The sequence below is a fragment of the Edaphocola aurantiacus genome (assembly GCF_019797745.1).
GTDB classification, from domain to species: domain Bacteria; phylum Bacteroidota; class Bacteroidia; order Chitinophagales; family Chitinophagaceae; genus Edaphocola; species Edaphocola aurantiacus.
The window spans coordinates 717,428-734,369 of sequence record NZ_VOSI01000003.1 but is presented as its reverse complement, the minus strand read 5'-3'; the positions used below and the strand labels follow the sequence as shown (position 1 = coordinate 734,369).

The window sequence follows — 16,942 nt, the reverse complement described above, 5'->3', positions numbered from 1 at the left end:
TGTTATTATTGATTCCTGACATAAGTTTTGGGTTTAGAAAGTGAAAAAATATTACCTCTAAAATAATATCCCGCTCTTGCAACCGCAGCAGCCCGGGCACTAACTTATGTACTGTTTTTGGGGTTTCAGGAGGTGATAGTATGGAGCCAGGGCACAACCCTGACGCTTAGGGAGGCCTCCGCGACAGGGTTTCGTCTTCCTCGTCATATCGACTGTAGCGAAGCGAAATGGAGATATCTCCTTTTATACAGAACAGCATTCAGGAGATTTCTCGACTGCACTTCGTTCCGCTCGAAATGACGGGAAGGTTCACTTCTTGTCTGGTCTTAGTCTTCCGAAAGGACTACTAAGACCAGACAAGATCTGTTCCGATTGTATCGGGACTTATATGTAAAACACCCCGATACAATCGGGGCAGGAATTATGCAGACGTGAGTGCCCCTGCGGGACACTCACGCTAGAAGAGCCCTTAATAACAAAAATAGCGACCAGGTCTGATCGCTATTTTTTATTCACTTACTTCTGTTTAGACTTTCTTTGGTTTGTTGCAATTATTCACTCTTCATGTAAATCTGTAAAGAAAACCCGCTTTTTATTGATAAGGCAAAGCTATATTTTTGAGGTCATATGTATACAAACTTTATAGTTATTCGACAGTTAAATGGGGTTTATACTATAATGCGAAACACATACCTGCCATCACTCTTCCACAGCAGCATCCAGTAAGTCCAGGTCGGGTCGAAAGTCTTCATTGTTGATTATTAAGAAGTTATGGGTGGTATGTGTACCAGTGCCATCTTTTATGGCATGTGTCCCTACTATAAAGGTACGTGTAGCGTCCTGATATATTTTTTGGATAATGTTATGCTTAGCATTACTACTAAGCAGTTTGGCACCGCTGGCCTTCAGGGCAGTTAAGTATTTATTATATACATCAAGTTTATTTACCTGTATGCTTATCGTATTATTGGCCGATTTCTTTGGATAGGCGTAATATAAAAATGATTCTGCATCGTCAATGAGTTCTTCCTTCTTGTATGTAAAGGTAATTATCGTGTGTGTACCACCCTTATTGCGATCTGTATGCAGAAGTTCCCAGCCCTTGGCCGAAAGAAACTCCTCTACCTCCACCAAGCTCTTTTGCTGTAGACTAACAAGCTCCTCAAAGCTCAGGTTTTGTGCATAAAGTACATTGCCATACACGATTGCCAGCAGGCAAAGCAGGTATCTGATCATATCTGTCCGTTTTCTACATAAAAGCGCACGTCCTGAAACGCGCGCCTGCATATTAGTCTTTTTGAAATGTTTATTACTGATTTTTTACTTTAGAAGCCACATAACTATCTACTGTACCAAACAGAAAAGTGGGGTATTCACTGGCAAACTTCAGCTTTACAAAACCACCCAGTAGTGGACGGGCAGCAGGTTGTTGCAGGCTGGCCGTGTCTGTAGGGATCAGGTCGTATGTTGCAGCAGGGTAGTAGCTGAGCACTCTCGATGCCAGCTCTACACGATTCATATAATCGCTGCCGCCGATATGATATATACCAGATTTGCCATCTTCGAGCAATACCAGCATAGCACGGGCTATATCCCAGGCATTGGTCGGTGAGGCAAACTGATCGTAAGGCAGTTTCAGCGTCAGGTGCTGACCGGCCTCACACTGTTGTATAATGCGGGCTATAAAGTTCTTTCCCCTCAGTTCATCGCCATACACATTGGTAATACGCAGTACCAGCGTGTCCGGCAATTGCTGCACCGCCAGTTGTTCCGCCTCCAGTTTGTGCTTTCCGTAAACACTCAGTGGGTTCAGAGGTGCTGCTTCGGTATAGGGTCCGTCTTTACCGTCAAATACATAATCGGTAGAGATATAGACCAGTTTTGCATTGCATTTTTTAGCCCATTCTACGAGGTTGATGGTGCTTTGTACCGTCTTCTCGTAGCTCTCTTCAATATTGGTCTCGCAATAGTCTACATGCGTGAGGGCCCCGCAATGCACAATTACATCGGGATTAAAGGTCAGCAAATCGTAGTTGTCTGGATGTGCGGTATCCAGTGTGTTGAAATAAACGGTTTCGGCTGTAGCATAAGACAGGTGTGTACCCACAACTTCATGACCCTGTTCTTTAAAGTGTTTCAGGCAATTGCCGCCCAGCAGACCGGATGCGCCGGAAATGAATATTTTCAAAATATGTGTGTTTACTTTTAATTATAGATGATAAAAAAAGCTTTGCCGGTAGAGCAAAGCTTTTGGTTGGATATTATTTTACGTACCCCAGTATTTTCAGCATGCTCAGCGGGCTCTGCTCTTTGGCATATAACCAGTCTTCCAGCTGTCCGTTTTTATCGATGTCGACAATAACGTGTTTCGGAGACGGGATCATACAGTGCTTGATGCCTCCGTAGCCCGATAACTGATCCTGGTAGGCCCCGGTATGGAAGAAGCCGATATATAATGGCTCTTTCTCTCCTGTGGGTGTACCTGCCTGTGGTGCCGGTGCATCTTTATTGCCATCGTCCAGCTTGGGCAGGAACACGGCATTGATATGCTCTTCTGAGGTATAGAAATCATGACCATCGCAGGTAAGGCCACCAAGGTGTACTTCCTGGTATTCATTCTCCCAGCGGTTGATGGGCAGCATCAGGAATTTCTCTCCGATACCCCAGGTGTCTGGCAGGGTAGTGATGAATGAGCTATCGATCATATACCAGATCTCACGGTCATTCTGCATTTTCTCGCCCAGCACACTATAGATTACCGCTCCGGCCTCACCAACGGTGAAGGAACCGAACTCGGTAAATATGTTAGGCATATCTACTTTATTCTTTTTACATACGCTTTTGATGGTAGATACAATCTCATTAGCCATGTATTGATAATCGTAATCAAAACCCAGGTTGTGCTTGATCGGGAAGCCACCACCGATATTGATGCTGTCCAGTTCCGGACAGATCTTTTTCAGCTGGCAGTACAGGTTGATCACTTTGCTTAAGGAACTCCAGTAATAGATATCATCTTTAATACCTTTGTTCATAAAGAAGTGCAGCATTTTCAGCTGAAACTTGTTATTACCCTTGATCTTATCTACATAAAACTCCAGTACATCTTCCTTACGGATACCCAGGCGGGAGGTGTAGAAGTCAAATGTCGGTTCTTCCTCAGCCGCAATGCGGATACCCAGGTTTACCGGCTCTTTGGAGCGTACAAATTTCTGGTAATCTTCGATCTCTTCCTTGTTGTCCAGTACCGGTATTACTTTATTCCAGCCTTCATTGACCAGCTTAGAGATAGCACGGGTATATTGTTTGGTCTTATAACCGTTACAGATAATGAAACGGTCCTTGTTGATCTTCTTTTTGGCATGAAGCTGTCTGATGATATCGATATCATAGGCAAAAGAAGTCTCCAGGTGGATGTCATGCTTCAAAGCCTCTTCTACGATAAAGGAGAAGTGCGAACTTTTAGTACAATAGCAGTAATTGTAAGTACCGGGATATTTGTGCTTCTTGATCGCATTAGCGAAAAGCTGCTTCGCCCGGTTGATCTGCATCCCTATTTTCGGTAAATATGTAAGTTTGAATGGTGTGCCGTACTTATCAATAAGTTTTTTAATGTCTACACCATTGAATTGTAAATAATTTTCGTGCACATCAAAATCTTCCTGAGGAAAATGGAACGTTTGATCTACGAGACCACGATAAGTATTATTCATCTATCTAATAACGAAAAATGGGTTGTGATAAATACAAGAATGTTTAAGAGTGCAAACGTACAAAGAAATCATTAAAAATTGCGTCATCTGTGTATTAAATAATATTTAATGCATGGCTGATTTGGAAATTGCCGGCTAATCCATCACTTTTGCAGCATGAATCAGAACCTTACAGAAGAAGAGATCAAGGCAGGAGCGGTTATCCTTATCGATAAGGCTTATCGCTGGACCTCGTTTGATGCCATCAGCAAGTTCAGAAGAACGACCCATGCCAAGATCGGACACTGTGGTACACTGGACCCGCTGGCTACGGGGCTGCTGATCTGCTGTACCGGTAAAATGACCAAGCAGATAGAGCAGTTTCAGAAGCAGGAAAAGGAATATACCGGTATTATACACCTGGGGGCTACTACTCCTACTTACGACCTGGAGTCGCAACCCGAAAATATACAAGCTACCGATCACCTGACAGAGGCACAAATACTGGAGGCAACTAAAGCCTTTACCGGTACCATACAGCAATTACCACCCATACACTCTGCCATCAAAAAAGATGGTAAACGCTTGTATGAACTGGCCCGCGCGGGTAAGGAAGTGGTGGTTGAGCCCCGTACGGTTACGATCAATGCATTTGAAATCACTAAAATAGAACTGCCTGAAGTACACTTCAGAGTGCATTGCAGTACAGGTACTTATATACGATCATTGGCCAATGATTTTGGTCAGGCCTTGGGTGTAGGCGGTTACCTGCAGGCCCTGCGTCGTACACAGATCGGCGACTTCCGCGTAGAAGATGCCCGTACCATAGACCAATGGATGGAGTTTCTGCAACCGATGACATTTGTAAAAACACCAAAGCAAAGACCGGCGAACAGAAAGAAGAAGAATTTTGAGGAATAAAGTAATCGTACATCCATATCATACATGAAAACATTCCTTTTACTATTAAGTTGTTTCTGGACAAGCTATCTGTTCGGACAATCGATTAAAATAGGTGATAACCTGCAGCAGGAATTCGATAAGATTGATACGCCGTACTTCTTTGATGCTCCATCATTTACCGACTGGGCTGAGGGTAGTGGTATGATGATGATTGCATCAAAACCTAATCCTAATGAATGTGAGTATGTATTCCTTGCACTGAAAGATACCACTTTGATCGGGGCATATATAGACCGTCAGCTTAAGATACTTCTTGATACTGAAGGTAATTCGGTATTGAGCGTCGCTTCAGATTTCATGATCATTCCGGAATGGGCAGTTAAGCGTCATGCCAAAATTGATGCTACAGATAAGACGATCTACACGATATTTGATAATATGTACGCACAAGCCTTGCAGGCAGATAGTGGAGATGTCAGCGAAGAGACGCTGCTGGCATATGCCAAATTTGCAAGCGACACAACATTGGCCAACAGGCATATTGCCTTATTGTATGAAAACTATCGTACAATTATGTCAGGAACAGCTTTAAAGGATGTTCAACCTCCTCCGGAAATCTGTATACCTATAATTAATAAACTGGCCGATGAGTGCAGGGCGCTTTATGGCAGTGTTCCGGCCATTGTAAATATTTATCAGGGAGAGGCGCTAGAAAGCGCTGGTGAAATAGATAAAGCCAGAGCACATTTTAAACAATCGCTGAAGACCTATCCCGGTTCTATCCCGATACTGGTGTATAATTACGAATTAGAGCAAGATGCCCAAAAGAAGAAAGCAGTATTGAAGCAGTTGAAAAAGAAATATCCAGCACACTGGATGGTGAAGGGGCTGTAGAAATAATTCAATTACGATCAATGTATTTGGAATTGCTACAATAACATTACACCCAAAGTATACATCAGATTATATAGCCACCTAAACAGGTGGCTTTTTTAATACCGTTAAAACCACTGTCAGAATAGGGGTAAATACCCTTTTATCAGATTTGAATAGGCCTTACTTTACGGGCAAGTACCAGGAGTTGTATAAGTAAATAATAATATTTCACCTCAACAAAACAATTGATTATGAAACGGATTTTTACTTTATGGCTGCTGAGCTTATTGCCTATAGCTGCCTCTGCACAATTCCCGGGCAGAATTTATAATCTGCAGGCACCGAAGATGGACAAGGTGATGAAAACCGTAGAATCGAGTATAGACAAAACCTTTCAGGCGGGCCGGTACATTATTCTGGATACTACAAATCTGAAAACATTGCTCCGGCAGCAGAGCTCATCTTTGAATGCTGAAGATAGTTTCATGCGTTTTGTAAATAATGCAGGAGACCAATTTCAGACAGGGCTGGCGCACTTAAAGGAAGAACTGGTAAAGGACATTAAAGAAAGCAGCTACACCATGTCTACCGCAGATTCTATGATTGCTGAATATCGCAAACTGGTAGGTGCAGGTATTACAGACACGATATACCCTGCAATGGCTTACTGGTACAGAAATATCATTGATAAAGCAATATTGCAGAACCGTGCTATAGAGGAAGAGCATTACAAACTGTTACAAAAAAGTGTAATATCCCTTCCTTCGCTTAAGCCGGAAGAAATTCAGAAAGATGCATGCAAAGAATATATTCTAAATAATATACACTCAAGCCAAAAGAGAAGACTAATTGCCCAGGCGCGCAATTATTTTCATTATCTGTATCTGTCAGAAGACAACCAGGTCAGAAAACCATGGTTTATTCCTTTAAGGAGTATTACCCATGCAGAGTTCTTCTATTTTGGCGAAAACGGGGAGCGACTTAAATTACTGACCAATTTCACTATTCAATCCAATTTTACTAACAATGCCACCGTGAGTACGGAGATCATCAGCGGCATTCTTCCATTTGAGGCCTGGGGACAGAAAAATCCGCGGCGCAGATTTTCATTGCCCCTAAAGTTTGATCTGGGTACGACCCTGGCCCAGAGTTCCGATACCGCTACAGAAGCCAAAACGGCGGATAAATTACTATATGGTGGGCTGCTCCATGCACGCCTGTCTTACCCCTTCTTTTATTCTAACTGGAAGTATTATAATGGCAAGGGAATACAGCTGTACCTTCCGCTGACAACAACCATGAACTGGGAAAACGTTAAGGATGGCAGTAACCTCTTAAGTGATATGTACTATTTCGGAGAGATTGCACTAAACTTAAATGCAGAAATAGATATTATCCAGGGCATTAGTACCAAAAGCGATGCAGCCTTGTTTATCAATGGCAAATTTGCCTACATCGATGGCAGTCGCAGATTTCATGAAAGCTTATCAGCAGGCCGCTCCGGATTATGGTTGTTTCAGATGAATGGAGGCATAAGGGTACGCGAACGCTTTACTATTGCGGCAAATGTACCGGTTTGGTGCTCTAAGCCGCAGCTTTTGAACAATAAAAGTGCCTCCCTGGCTATATTAATTGATCCTAACTTTTAAAAAGCAGCATTATGAAAAAAGCATTGTTACTTATCGCTGTTGCAGCTTTACTCGCATCCTGCACAGAAAAGAAGACCTGTATGTCCTGCATTGCAGAAGCCCATTCCGGTGTTACCGTTGATTACTTTATAGAATGTAGTGAAGATGTCAGCTTTCTTCAGGGTTATGCTGAAGGCAGAAGACTGTATTATAAAGACAATGGAGATACGGTTAAGGTACATTGTATTTACGAGTAGTAAACCTGCTAATTAGAAGCCTCCCGGACAAAGTCCGGGAGGCTTCTAATTAAGGCAATGCAGTAGTGATGATGCAATCGCTAGCCATTATGATGAGCGAAATATTTCTTCGAAATGATTCATCAGGGCAGATCATTCTTTTAAGTTAGCGTATATTTGAAATAGATATGATTACTTTTCCAGACGATAAAATAATATAAGCGTACTATGAAAAGAAACACCCTTATTTTCTTTACCCTCATTTCCCTTTTTTCCTGCAATAAACCGGGCAAAAGTGGTTTTGAAAAAATGAATGGTAATTATACTGCGACTTTATACAAATGGACCGTCAGTACTAGCCAGGAAGAGCACTATGATACGCTGTACAATCAGCCGGGAATACTGGAAGTAAATGATGACTCCAATCTGGTGCGATTTAATAATATTATTTATACCGCACATAACTCACTGAAAGACTCCCGGGGAGAGGATAGCCTGTACGCCTCCGTGATGGTTGGCAGAACGGGTTATAATATAACCATCTACAAAAAAAGTAAAAAAATTAAGTATTATGAATCATGGGGCGCACCTGTAGGACCTTCAAGAGGAAGAACTATGGGTGAATACATGAAACAGTAATGTCCTATGCTTACTAAAAAGGCTCCCATACAAGATATGGGAGCCTTTCTTTTTATATAAAAATTGCTTATTGTGCCATTTCCTGAGACATCTCGTAGGTAGGACCGTACAGAGAGGGTACTACATTACCGCTGGCACGCAGGTGAGCGATCATCTCGCCACGGTGATGGTATAAGTGATTGTATAAGAACCCTCTTACAACCTGTACCTTAGGCATAGGCGGCATTAATGGATTACCACCGATATGCATCGTCCAGGTATTCATGTATTGCGATTCATCAGAATTTTCAATAGCAGCTTGTGCCTTTGCAGCATTCTCTTCGAATTTTGCTAAAATGTTAGACGCCTTGCTGATATCTCCTTTGTCGTACTGATAAGTAGACATATCGAAATTGTCCTGGTTAAAGGTAGCGTCGTACCAGTTGTATACTTCTGCAATGTGAGAGGCTAACTGACCTACAGACCACAGGTGTGGTTGCGGGCGATACTCCAGTGCGGAATCAGGAATAGCGGTTAACAGTTTACGGGTGTTTTCCATTTCGTGCATGAATTCTCCCATTAATGCTTGCTTGATCATAGCTGATGATTTTTTGAATGTTAGAGGATTGAAAATTGATACCGTAAATGTAACCAATGGATATTGATTTGACAACAATGAAATGTTAACAATGCGTGTTATTTAACCAAACCTGGTTTCGCCTGAAGGCCGGTTCAGATAAGGGTTTTCGTTCCATTTTATGCTAACTTGTTGATTATAAATTGCATATAACTTCTGACTCAAATTCGCCTGTGCAAAATGTTCGACTTTTAATCAATTGTAGTTTTTTTGTAGTGATACTGGAGTATTAAGTAACAATATATCGACACTAGCCTTAATTTTGGAATGATTACCAGATGAGTATTATGTCCCGGATAAAGAACTATACTGATGAGCAGCTATTCTATAAGTTGCTGCACAACAAAACACGTCGCAGCGACTGGAATTATATACGTGAATTACGGTCCAGAACAACGAAAAGTGTTTATGAGCAGGCAATGGCGCTTACCTATCAGGATAATCAAAGGGTTGTATTGGCCGGCATCAATATTCTAGCACAATTTGGTTTTCCCAGACTTTTTCAGCCCAGAACGATGAATCGTTATTTTCAGATACTGAAAAACACAGAAGACTGGTATATTGTCAGCACCACATTAGTGAGCATCAGCCATAATAATAAATTGCTTACCGATGAGCGTGTTCAATTTCTGAGCCGCTATCGGAAATCGCGCAGTGTAGAGATAAGGAGCGGATTACAACATGCGCTCAGTTGTTGCGATCACGACCTGGCTATTGAAATTAAGATTGAATTATCTGCCGATAAAATAGACCACATCAGGGATTGGGCTACTTTCTCCCTCGCTTCGCAAACAGAATTAGATACCAGTGCCATAAGACAGGCATTATGGGCAAGGACTACCGATCCTTACCTTATGGCAAGAGATGAGGCATTGATGGGATTAGCGATACGTAAAGATCCCGGTGTAAAACCCCTGTTGGTGCAGGCCCTTACCAGTAATGAAAATCATGACTCTATTATCCTGGAGGCTATTGAAGTATTTAATGATCCGGACTTTATTCCTTTACTGGAGCAGCAGATCATTGCCCCTGATCCGCTGTGGCCTAAAGACTGGGTACAAGGGACACTGGAAAGATTAAAAGAAACGATTCAATCTGAAAAACTATGAAACAATTAACCGCTAATCAATTGGGGAATGGATAATGTCTTCTCTGCTATACAATACCTTAATGCCTCAACAGCTACTATCTGGCAAGTCCTTACCGATCCTGCACATATGCTGCAGTGGATGGGCGATGAGACCATGAACCTGACGATCGATACAGATTGGATGCCTGGTGGTAAAATGATGATCTGGGGTACGCATCACCTGCCTTTTGAAAACAAAGGCATAGTGCTGGAATGTATACCTGGTCAGCAATTGAGCTATACCCACCTTAGCTCTTTATCACGGTTACCTGACGAACCCGAAAACTATACCCGCATGGATTTTCATCTGGAGCCCGATGGAGTACAAACAAAATTGAAGTTGGAGATCAGCAACTTCCCTACAGAGTCTATTCAGAAACACCTGGAATTCTATTGGCGTACAACGATGATTAACATCAAAAGATATGCAGAGCAGTATGAAAATCAAAATGTCTAAATACTGATATGAGGTCAAGAATCTTCTGGATACTGGTAATTGCGCTATTACTCTTTTTGGGTTATGGTTTACTTCCTGTCAAATTCCCGGACAGGAAACAAGATTATGATGCACCCAATACCTTATTCATCACCAATCAGGAATGCGGCTGCCCTTGTCCTAATGCCCGTGTGTTGAAAGGCAAGCTGGTTGCTGCTGACAGTATCCTTTTACAGTACCCTGGTCTTATTGTAGATGCCGGCGAAATAGAACTGGAAAATTTTCCTCCGTACAAAAAGCCGATAGCTGATTATGGTTTTATAGCCTTTAATCAATTTAAAGTAAAAGGGCATATTTCCGGTGCATATGCTGTGTATTGCGATCCGGGCGGCTGCAAATATGTTCCAAAGTTTACCGTAGAAAGCTGGTCCATGACCACGTATTATGCAAAATTCTGGCTTTTTCCGGCTTGGCTTGCTATATGTGTATATTATCTGTTTGTTCTTAGTGCTGCCTGCTTTGATAATATATGCGCTGTACAAGTTATGGGAGCGATATATGTCCGTATTGCCGGCCAGGCAATAAGCATTAACTGTTTTTGTACAATATTTCGTAAATTGTAGCATAACTGCTGATCTATGCACATTAAAGAAATCGACCTTTACACCGCAGATCTTGAGGGAACGATCCGGTTTTATTCAGGCAGCATTGGCCTGGAAACGCTGTCCCTGCAAGAGGATAGGGTAGCATTCAAAGCCGGAGATACGGTATTGACGTTTATCAAATCCGATACAGAACATACCTATCATTTTGCTTTCGATATTCCAAACAATAAAATGCTGGAAGCGGTGCAGTGGCTGGCCTTACGTGCCGAACGCATTGCTAATCACGAGGGCAATTACCTCACCGTATTTGAGAACTGGAATGCACAGTCTGTCTACTTTTACGACAACAATTCTAATATAGTAGAGTTTATTACCCGCTTTGATCAGAACATTAATAGTGACGAACCCTTTTCGGCCGCGCTGATCGCATCTGTAAGTGAGATCGGTTTGGTGGCAGAAAATCCTATCGATTTCGGGGAGCAGCTAGCAGCACAGTATCCCGTATCGTTTTATCATAAAGGACCCAAACGGGAAGATTTTGCTGTACTGGGCGATGAGTCAGGCCTGTTTATCATTTCCGGGCAGTCGAGGCACTGGTATCCTACAGAGATCACTGCTCATGCAGAACCCTTATCCGTTACATTCGCTAATGATCAGGCTGAGCCGGTATTCAAAATGCAATTTGGTGAGGTGCAGTAACTTATAAAATGATTGCTGAAATAAACCATTTTCTTCACATTTAATTAATTTGTTAAGTACCTGGCCAGTTCGTTACTTAACCTTCATTCATCTTACTTTTAGTAAAATTGACCTGAACTAAAACTGTAAACTATGAATAGAATGAAGATGATGACAGTCGCTTGTGCACTGCTATTAAGCTCCTGCGGCGGTACAGATACCGAAGATGCAGACACCATTGAAATACCTGTGGAGCATAAGGCAGTGGTGACACCGGAATTGCTGATGGGAGACTGGGTGGAACCAAATCCTATAGATGCTGATGAGCTTCAGGGAATAGAACTGCTCAAAGATGGCAAAGCCAAATCCATTAATATGGAGACCTTGCAGTATGCCAATTGGTATATCACAGAGGGCAAGCTGGCATTGGTGGTAAAGAGTATCGGCATTCATACCAGCAGTATTGATACATTGATCTATACCGTTGAACGCTTAACTGATAAAGAAATGATCTTAAAAGATCGTGATGTAACGATCAGCTATACAAAACAATAAGGCGCACGTGCGCCTTATTGTTTTGTATAGCTGATTAGTCTACTAGTATAATGGGTTCGGCAAGATACAGGTTCATTGCCGGTTCTGATGGAAATAAGGGCGCCTGATTCATAATATTCTCCATTTTAGCGATAAACGTTTTTACCTCAGGAGTATACTCGTTGGGGTACAATTGCAGATCATCTTTTGAGGGGAAGAAGTATACTTCGTAATACACGATCTTGCCTGCCTCATTCATCACGCAATTGCTGAAATGGACCCTCAGATCCTTATCATTGAATTTCAAAGCTGGCATTTTGGCCTTAGCGATTGATTTCTTCAAGTATTTCTCCAGTGTCTTTAGTGTCTTTGGCGGGAAAGTACTGCTCACGGCTTGCCCGTTCAGGCGCAGCAGGTGTCCGCGGTTCTGCACCGTAATCACCGTATCTTTTTTGGTATACTGACTCACCGTCTTTACTTTATCAAATACCATTTCCCATTCAAATTCATTTCCCTTGATCTTCGTAGTACGGGTTGTAGGCCTTTGTGCCAGGGCACTCATGCTCAGTGAGGTAAATGCGAGGAGGTATAAAAATCGCTTCATTGTATGCTTATATAGTTGTCAGACAAAGAAAATAAATTTCCTGTAGAATACATAGTGCTGCAGAAATAATGACTTTGCTTCACATAAGATAATATTTTATGGTTATCCGCATGTTGTCAACTCTTTTTTTGGTCCTTTTGTCCGGCAACAAAAGGACCAAAAATGCCTTTGTTTTCATCAAGGTAAAAGGTAGCAAAAGATATAAATAGACTATTTAAATCATAATGCTAGTCTTTGTTTCCTTTAAGCGGATACTCAGTAAATATTTTATGGCTTTAGGCATTGCCTTTGTAGGATAAATGCCGTTTATTTGAGACTCGAAAACGATCGTATGGAATTTGATTTTTATAAAAAATACCAGACCCTTAGCGATGCAGAACTGATGCATATCTGCCATAATTCCTCAAAATACCAGCCAAGGGCAGTAGAAGATGCCCGCAGGGTATTGGAAGAGCGCAATGTAGATATAGCAGGTTATGTGGCAGACACTTCAGAGGTGGCTCCCAAGAAGCCATCTGCCCTGGTACAAAAACTTGGCAGCATATTTGAAGAGACTGCTGTACCCAGAGATACCTGGGATTTTGATAAAGAAGGCAGCCTGCAGGAATATGCCAAGGCCCCGACACAGGTACTTCGCTGGCACTGGGTGCTGCTTTCGGTATTTACCCTGATGACGATCAGGAATACATATTTCACATTACAGCTCCTGCTGTCCTATATCATGTATCCCGATTCTATCTACAACAATTACATCACCCTTTCTTTTTATGTACTGTGGACCGCACTGGAAATAGCAATTGTATGCGGATTGTATAAAAGAAGAGCCTGGGCCTGGAGCCTGCTCGTGGGCTATGTTGTTGTCAACTTCGGAACGCGTATGCTGGGACTGTTTGATATCTTCATGGATCCATATACCAATGGTATCGCAGATTACTGGCAGGGAGAAAGTACCTTGTACCTGCTGGGGTATATTGGGGTATTTATCTTATTGATCCAGCCTTTCATGCAGGTATTTTATGGTGTAGATGATAAACGGAAAAAGAAGACTTTGCTCGTTTCTGTAGCCATTTTTATCGGATTGAGAATCCTGCTTTATCTCATCAAAAACTTTACGATCTGATATGTACGACCAATATCAATCTTATAGTAACGAAGACCTGCTGTATATCTGTACCCATGCCGAACAGTATGATGCGGTAAGCATTACCTATGCCCGTCAGGTCTTAACCGAAAGGGGAATCGCCGTTCCGGAAACTGCGCCGGAAGCTAAGTGGTCCGGTAAGGATAATGACCTGATTGGCAACCCTTATAATAAACTCAGCTGGGATTTTGATGCAGAAGAGGGCGTGCTCCATGCCGGTCCGGAGATTGATCATAAGGCCCTGCAATGGCATAAATACCTGTGCTTGTCGCTCATTGTACTGACCGCTATACTGGTTATCCTGAAACAGGCACCGGGTCTGATTATGTACGGCCTCTGCATCTATGCCTTATACAAATTCAAGTCCTGGGGCTGGTACCTGCTGCAGTACTTTGCCATCAGTAATATTATATTGGTCATCATTGAGGTATATTCCATCATCGGTATTGGCGCTTTAGACTATTTCGCAGATTCCATGACCTTGTTCAGGATCGGAACAGCGATATATTTTGGCTGTGTTCTGGTGGTGATCCACAAAGACCGTATGCTGAACCTGTTCAATATATCCCACCGGAATCGCAGAAATGCGGTTATCTCTGTATTTGCAATCATTGCTGTGATCAGAGTGCTCTTTTATTTGCGCTATAACTAAAAATAATCGGGGAATGCTGTACATTTGCAGCAAATTTCCACACGATAATGGCAATCAGAATATTAGTTACCGGCGGTACCTTCGATAAAGAGTATGATATGATCAATGGCAAACTGGACTTTGAGGAGACTCATGTTCCGGAAATGCTGCAATTAGGGCGCTGTACTATAGATACAGAAGTGCGCACCCTGATGATGGTCGACAGCCTGGAGATGACTGATACCGATCGTGAAGTGATCCTGCATAATTGCCGTAAAGCGGAAGAAGACCGTATCCTTATCACGCATGGTACCGATACAATGGCCGAAACCGCTGAGTTTATTGCCAATGCAGGACTGGAAAAAACAATTGTGATTACAGGTGCAATGATCCCATACAAGTTCGGTAGTTCTGATGGGTTCTTTAACCTGGGCGCCGCACTGGCTTTCCTGCAGACGCTGCCGCATGGTGTATATGTAGCCATGAACGGCCGTTATTATGCATGGGACAATGTGCGTAAAAATAAGAAAACCGGTTTCTTTGAAACCCTAAAATAAACGGTGTTTTGGATATTGTGCATTACGAAAAGCTGGCTAAAGAGCACCAGGGCCAGTACAGAAATTTTTTAAAAAAGGCCAACAAGAATAAAGTGTTGGCCTTATTGCCTGATCTGCATGATGAGGCATTCCAAAATGTAGATTGTCTGGCCTGTGCCAACTGCTGCAAAAATTATTCTCCACGGTTTAAGATGCCGGACATCAAGCGTATTGCCAAACATTTACGCATGAAAGAAGCAGCTTTTATAGATACCTACCTGAAACTGGACAGTGATGGCGATTATGTAGTCCGGTCCAGCCCTTGCCCTTTCCTGGGATCTGATAACTACTGCAGTATTTATGAGGAGCGCCCCAGAGACTGTGCCCGCTTTCCGTATACCAATGAAGATGTGTTGCTGAAGCAACCCAGCCTTACCCTTAAGAATACTACCGTATGCCCAGCCATGTACTATGTCATGGAGCGCCTGATCAGTATGTAATTTTTGATTTGAAGGTAATGTTCATACTGTATTATAGAACAATACTTTATGTGTCGTAGACCACATTTTTGCATCCATCTTTCTATAAATAATAATATTTCCTTTGCATTAAAATATGTACTTTTCAGTCATAAAATCAATGCATTATGGGCACACCTATTATTATGGTCGAGACATTCCAGGCACCTTTAGAACAGGTGTGGAAGGCCATTACTGACAAAGACGCAATGAAAGAATGGTATTTTGACATTGCAGACCTCTCGCTTACCGAAGGCGATACATTCAACTTTTACGAAGGACCATCTAAGCTATACCATCATCAGTGTAAGGTACTGGAAGTAGTACCCAATAAGCGTTTCAAACATACATGGACACATCCGAGCCACTCCAAGGGCACTTCCGTACTGACCTGGGATCTGGATGAAATCGATGGGGAGACAAGACTTACCCTTACACACCAGGATACCGAAAACTTTTCTGATGCCGGATCCGATTTTTCCAAAGAGAACTTTGAAGTAGGCTGGCACGGAATTATCCGCATCAATCTGCGCAATTATTTATACAATATCGAACGTACGCCTTTTACCATCGAGATCAATGCCCCGGCAGAGAAAGTATGGGAGGTAATGTGGGATCATGACAGTTACACAAAATGGACGACTCCATTCTGTCCGGGATCATATTATGAAGGAGAGCTGGAGGCCAATGAGATTGTTCACTTCCTGGCTCCTGATGGTTCCGGTATGTACAGCCAGGTGTTTTATGTAAAACCATATGAAAAGATCATCTTCAGCCATATCGGTAGCATAAAAGAGGGTGTGGAAATGCCGGTAGATGAGGCTGCACGCCACTGGACAGGCAGCCTGGAGATGTATACCCTTACAGAGAAAGACGGGGTTACGACCCTGCTCGCAGAAGTAGACGTAGACCAGAAGCATAAAGATTATATGCTGTCTACCTTCCCGAAAGCACTGGAAGAGATTAAGCGCTTATCTACTGATGCAGAGACCATCATCTGATTATAACCTATTTTTAATCATAACCTTACAAAACAGCAATCATGGCAAGCGTAAGCACCTATCTAAACTTTCCCCGTCATACCGAGGAGGCATTCAATTTCTATAAATCCGTGTTTGGCGGTGAGTTCGGCGGTCCCGGCATTATGCGCATGGGGCATGGTCCCGCACCAGAGGGTGTTCCGGAATTGTCCGAAGCAGATAAGAACCTGGTTATGCACGTAGAATTAACCATCCTGGGCGGCCATAAGCTTATGGGTACTGATGCACCGGAGTCTATGGGGTTTACCATAAACCAGGGCAATAATGTATACATCAGTCTGCAACCGGATACCCGTGAAGAAACAAGCCGCTTGTTTACGGCCTTATCTGATGGTGGTCAGGTAACGATGGACCTGCAGGATATGTTCTGGGGTGCATACTATGGCAGCTGTGTAGACAAGTACGGCATTCAATGGATGTTTAACTGCCAGTAAGTATATAAAAATCAGGCAGTCCGGGATCTTGTTTTGATCCCGGACTGTGTGTATAAATATGACGGT

Annotated in this window: 21 protein-coding genes; 16 read left to right on the top strand and 5 right to left on the bottom strand. The window is 42.6% G+C overall.

All coding sequences use genetic code 11. The annotated features are described in order from the left end of the window. Positions 1 to 699: 699 nt before the first annotated feature. The 3 genes from FTD44_RS11975 to FTD44_RS11965 form a co-directional block, all read right to left on the bottom strand. Positions 700 to 1,236 carry a hypothetical protein gene (locus FTD44_RS11975; RefSeq protein ID WP_222166660.1) on the bottom strand — a complete coding sequence of 179 codons (537 nt, stop codon included), beginning with the start codon at positions 1,234 to 1,236 and terminating at the stop codon, positions 700 to 702. A gap of 73 nt (positions 1,237 to 1,309) precedes the next feature. Next, the gene (locus FTD44_RS11970; RefSeq protein ID WP_222166659.1) at positions 1,310 to 2,188 is read right to left on the bottom strand and encodes an SDR family oxidoreductase; all 879 of its coding nucleotides are present in this window, start codon (positions 2,186 to 2,188) and stop codon (positions 1,310 to 1,312) included. 73 nt (positions 2,189 to 2,261) lie between these two features. Next, positions 2,262 to 3,713, bottom strand: a complete 1,452-nt coding sequence (locus FTD44_RS11965; protein WP_222166658.1) for a type III PLP-dependent enzyme domain-containing protein — start codon at positions 3,711 to 3,713, stop codon at positions 2,262 to 2,264. A 156-nt stretch (positions 3,714 to 3,869) separates the two neighbouring features. Here FTD44_RS11965 and truB point away from each other — a divergent pair, with 156 nt between their 5' ends. The 5 genes from truB (at position 3,870) to FTD44_RS11940 (ending at position 7,974) form a co-directional block, all read left to right on the top strand. Continuing rightward, positions 3,870 to 4,613 carry a tRNA pseudouridine(55) synthase TruB gene (gene truB / locus FTD44_RS11960; RefSeq protein ID WP_222166657.1) on the top strand — a complete coding sequence of 248 codons (744 nt, stop codon included), beginning with the start codon at positions 3,870 to 3,872 and terminating at the stop codon, positions 4,611 to 4,613. 24 nt (positions 4,614 to 4,637) lie between these two features. Continuing rightward, on the top strand, positions 4,638 to 5,489 hold the full coding sequence (locus FTD44_RS11955) for a tetratricopeptide repeat protein (protein ID WP_222166656.1): 852 nt from the start codon (positions 4,638 to 4,640) through the stop codon (positions 5,487 to 5,489). Between the two features lie 233 nt (positions 5,490 to 5,722). Then, on the top strand, positions 5,723 to 7,120 hold the full coding sequence (locus FTD44_RS11950; RefSeq protein ID WP_222166655.1) for a hypothetical protein: 1,398 nt from the start codon (positions 5,723 to 5,725) through the stop codon (positions 7,118 to 7,120). Between the two features lie 11 nt (positions 7,121 to 7,131). Continuing rightward, positions 7,132 to 7,356: a hypothetical protein gene (locus tag FTD44_RS11945; protein ID WP_222166654.1), complete on the top strand. Its 225-nt coding sequence runs from the start codon at positions 7,132 to 7,134 to the stop codon at positions 7,354 to 7,356. 207 nt (positions 7,357 to 7,563) lie between these two features. Then, complete coding sequence (locus tag FTD44_RS11940) at positions 7,564 to 7,974, top strand: hypothetical protein (RefSeq protein WP_222166653.1); 411 nt, start codon at positions 7,564 to 7,566, stop codon at positions 7,972 to 7,974. 67 nt (positions 7,975 to 8,041) lie between these two features. On the opposite strand, the gene FTD44_RS11935 is transcribed toward FTD44_RS11940, so the two are convergent. Continuing rightward, a complete protein-coding gene (locus tag FTD44_RS11935; protein ID WP_222166652.1) occupies positions 8,042 to 8,551 on the bottom strand; it encodes a DinB family protein in 510 nt (169 codons plus the stop codon). 326 nt (positions 8,552 to 8,877) lie between these two features. Between FTD44_RS11935 and FTD44_RS11930 the strand changes: the two genes are divergently transcribed. The 5 genes from FTD44_RS11930 (at position 8,878) to FTD44_RS11910 (ending at position 11,993) form a co-directional block, all read left to right on the top strand. Beyond that, a complete protein-coding gene (locus FTD44_RS11930; RefSeq protein WP_222166651.1) occupies positions 8,878 to 9,699 on the top strand; it encodes a hypothetical protein in 822 nt (273 codons plus the stop codon). Between the two features lie 27 nt (positions 9,700 to 9,726). Further along, complete coding sequence (locus FTD44_RS11925) at positions 9,727 to 10,176, top strand: SRPBCC family protein (protein ID WP_222166650.1); 450 nt, start codon at positions 9,727 to 9,729, stop codon at positions 10,174 to 10,176. 8 nt (positions 10,177 to 10,184) lie between these two features. After that, positions 10,185 to 10,778 (top strand): hypothetical protein, encoded by a 594-nt coding sequence (locus FTD44_RS11920; RefSeq protein ID WP_222166649.1) that lies wholly within the window; start codon positions 10,185 to 10,187, stop codon positions 10,776 to 10,778. A 15-nt stretch (positions 10,779 to 10,793) separates the two neighbouring features. Beyond that, on the top strand, positions 10,794 to 11,459 hold the full coding sequence (locus FTD44_RS11915; RefSeq protein WP_222166648.1) for a VOC family protein: 666 nt from the start codon (positions 10,794 to 10,796) through the stop codon (positions 11,457 to 11,459). A 132-nt stretch (positions 11,460 to 11,591) separates the two neighbouring features. Next, entirely contained in the window at positions 11,592 to 11,993 is a 402-nt protein-coding gene (locus FTD44_RS11910; RefSeq protein WP_222166647.1) for a lipocalin-like domain-containing protein, read from the top strand. Positions 11,994 to 12,027: 34 nt separating this feature from the next. Here the strand turns inward: FTD44_RS11910 and FTD44_RS11905 are convergent, their stop codons facing one another. Continuing rightward, positions 12,028 to 12,576: a hypothetical protein gene (locus tag FTD44_RS11905; protein WP_222166646.1), complete on the bottom strand. Its 549-nt coding sequence runs from the start codon at positions 12,574 to 12,576 to the stop codon at positions 12,028 to 12,030. A gap of 310 nt (positions 12,577 to 12,886) precedes the next feature. Between FTD44_RS11905 and FTD44_RS11900 the strand changes: the two genes are divergently transcribed. The 6 genes from FTD44_RS11900 to FTD44_RS11875 all read left to right on the top strand — a co-directional run bounded on the left by FTD44_RS11900 (position 12,887) and on the right by FTD44_RS11875 (position 16,876). Continuing rightward, positions 12,887 to 13,696, top strand: coding sequence for a hypothetical protein (locus FTD44_RS11900; RefSeq protein ID WP_222166645.1), 810 nt, complete (start codon positions 12,887 to 12,889; stop codon positions 13,694 to 13,696). Between the two features lies 1 nt (position 13,697). Continuing rightward, positions 13,698 to 14,369 (top strand): hypothetical protein, encoded by a 672-nt coding sequence (locus FTD44_RS11895; protein ID WP_222166644.1) that lies wholly within the window; start codon positions 13,698 to 13,700, stop codon positions 14,367 to 14,369. Between the two features lie 47 nt (positions 14,370 to 14,416). Continuing rightward, on the top strand, positions 14,417 to 14,905 hold the full coding sequence (locus tag FTD44_RS11890; protein ID WP_222166643.1) for an asparaginase domain-containing protein: 489 nt from the start codon (positions 14,417 to 14,419) through the stop codon (positions 14,903 to 14,905). 17 nt (positions 14,906 to 14,922) lie between these two features. Continuing rightward, complete coding sequence (locus tag FTD44_RS11885; RefSeq protein ID WP_317196837.1) at positions 14,923 to 15,384, top strand: YkgJ family cysteine cluster protein; 462 nt, start codon at positions 14,923 to 14,925, stop codon at positions 15,382 to 15,384. A 146-nt stretch (positions 15,385 to 15,530) separates the two neighbouring features. Further along, positions 15,531 to 16,403 (top strand): SRPBCC family protein, encoded by an 873-nt coding sequence (locus FTD44_RS11880; RefSeq protein ID WP_222166641.1) that lies wholly within the window; start codon positions 15,531 to 15,533, stop codon positions 16,401 to 16,403. Positions 16,404 to 16,444: 41 nt separating this feature from the next. Further along, a complete protein-coding gene (locus tag FTD44_RS11875; RefSeq protein ID WP_222166640.1) occupies positions 16,445 to 16,876 on the top strand; it encodes a VOC family protein in 432 nt (143 codons plus the stop codon). The last annotated feature ends 66 nt before the right edge of the window (positions 16,877 to 16,942 follow it).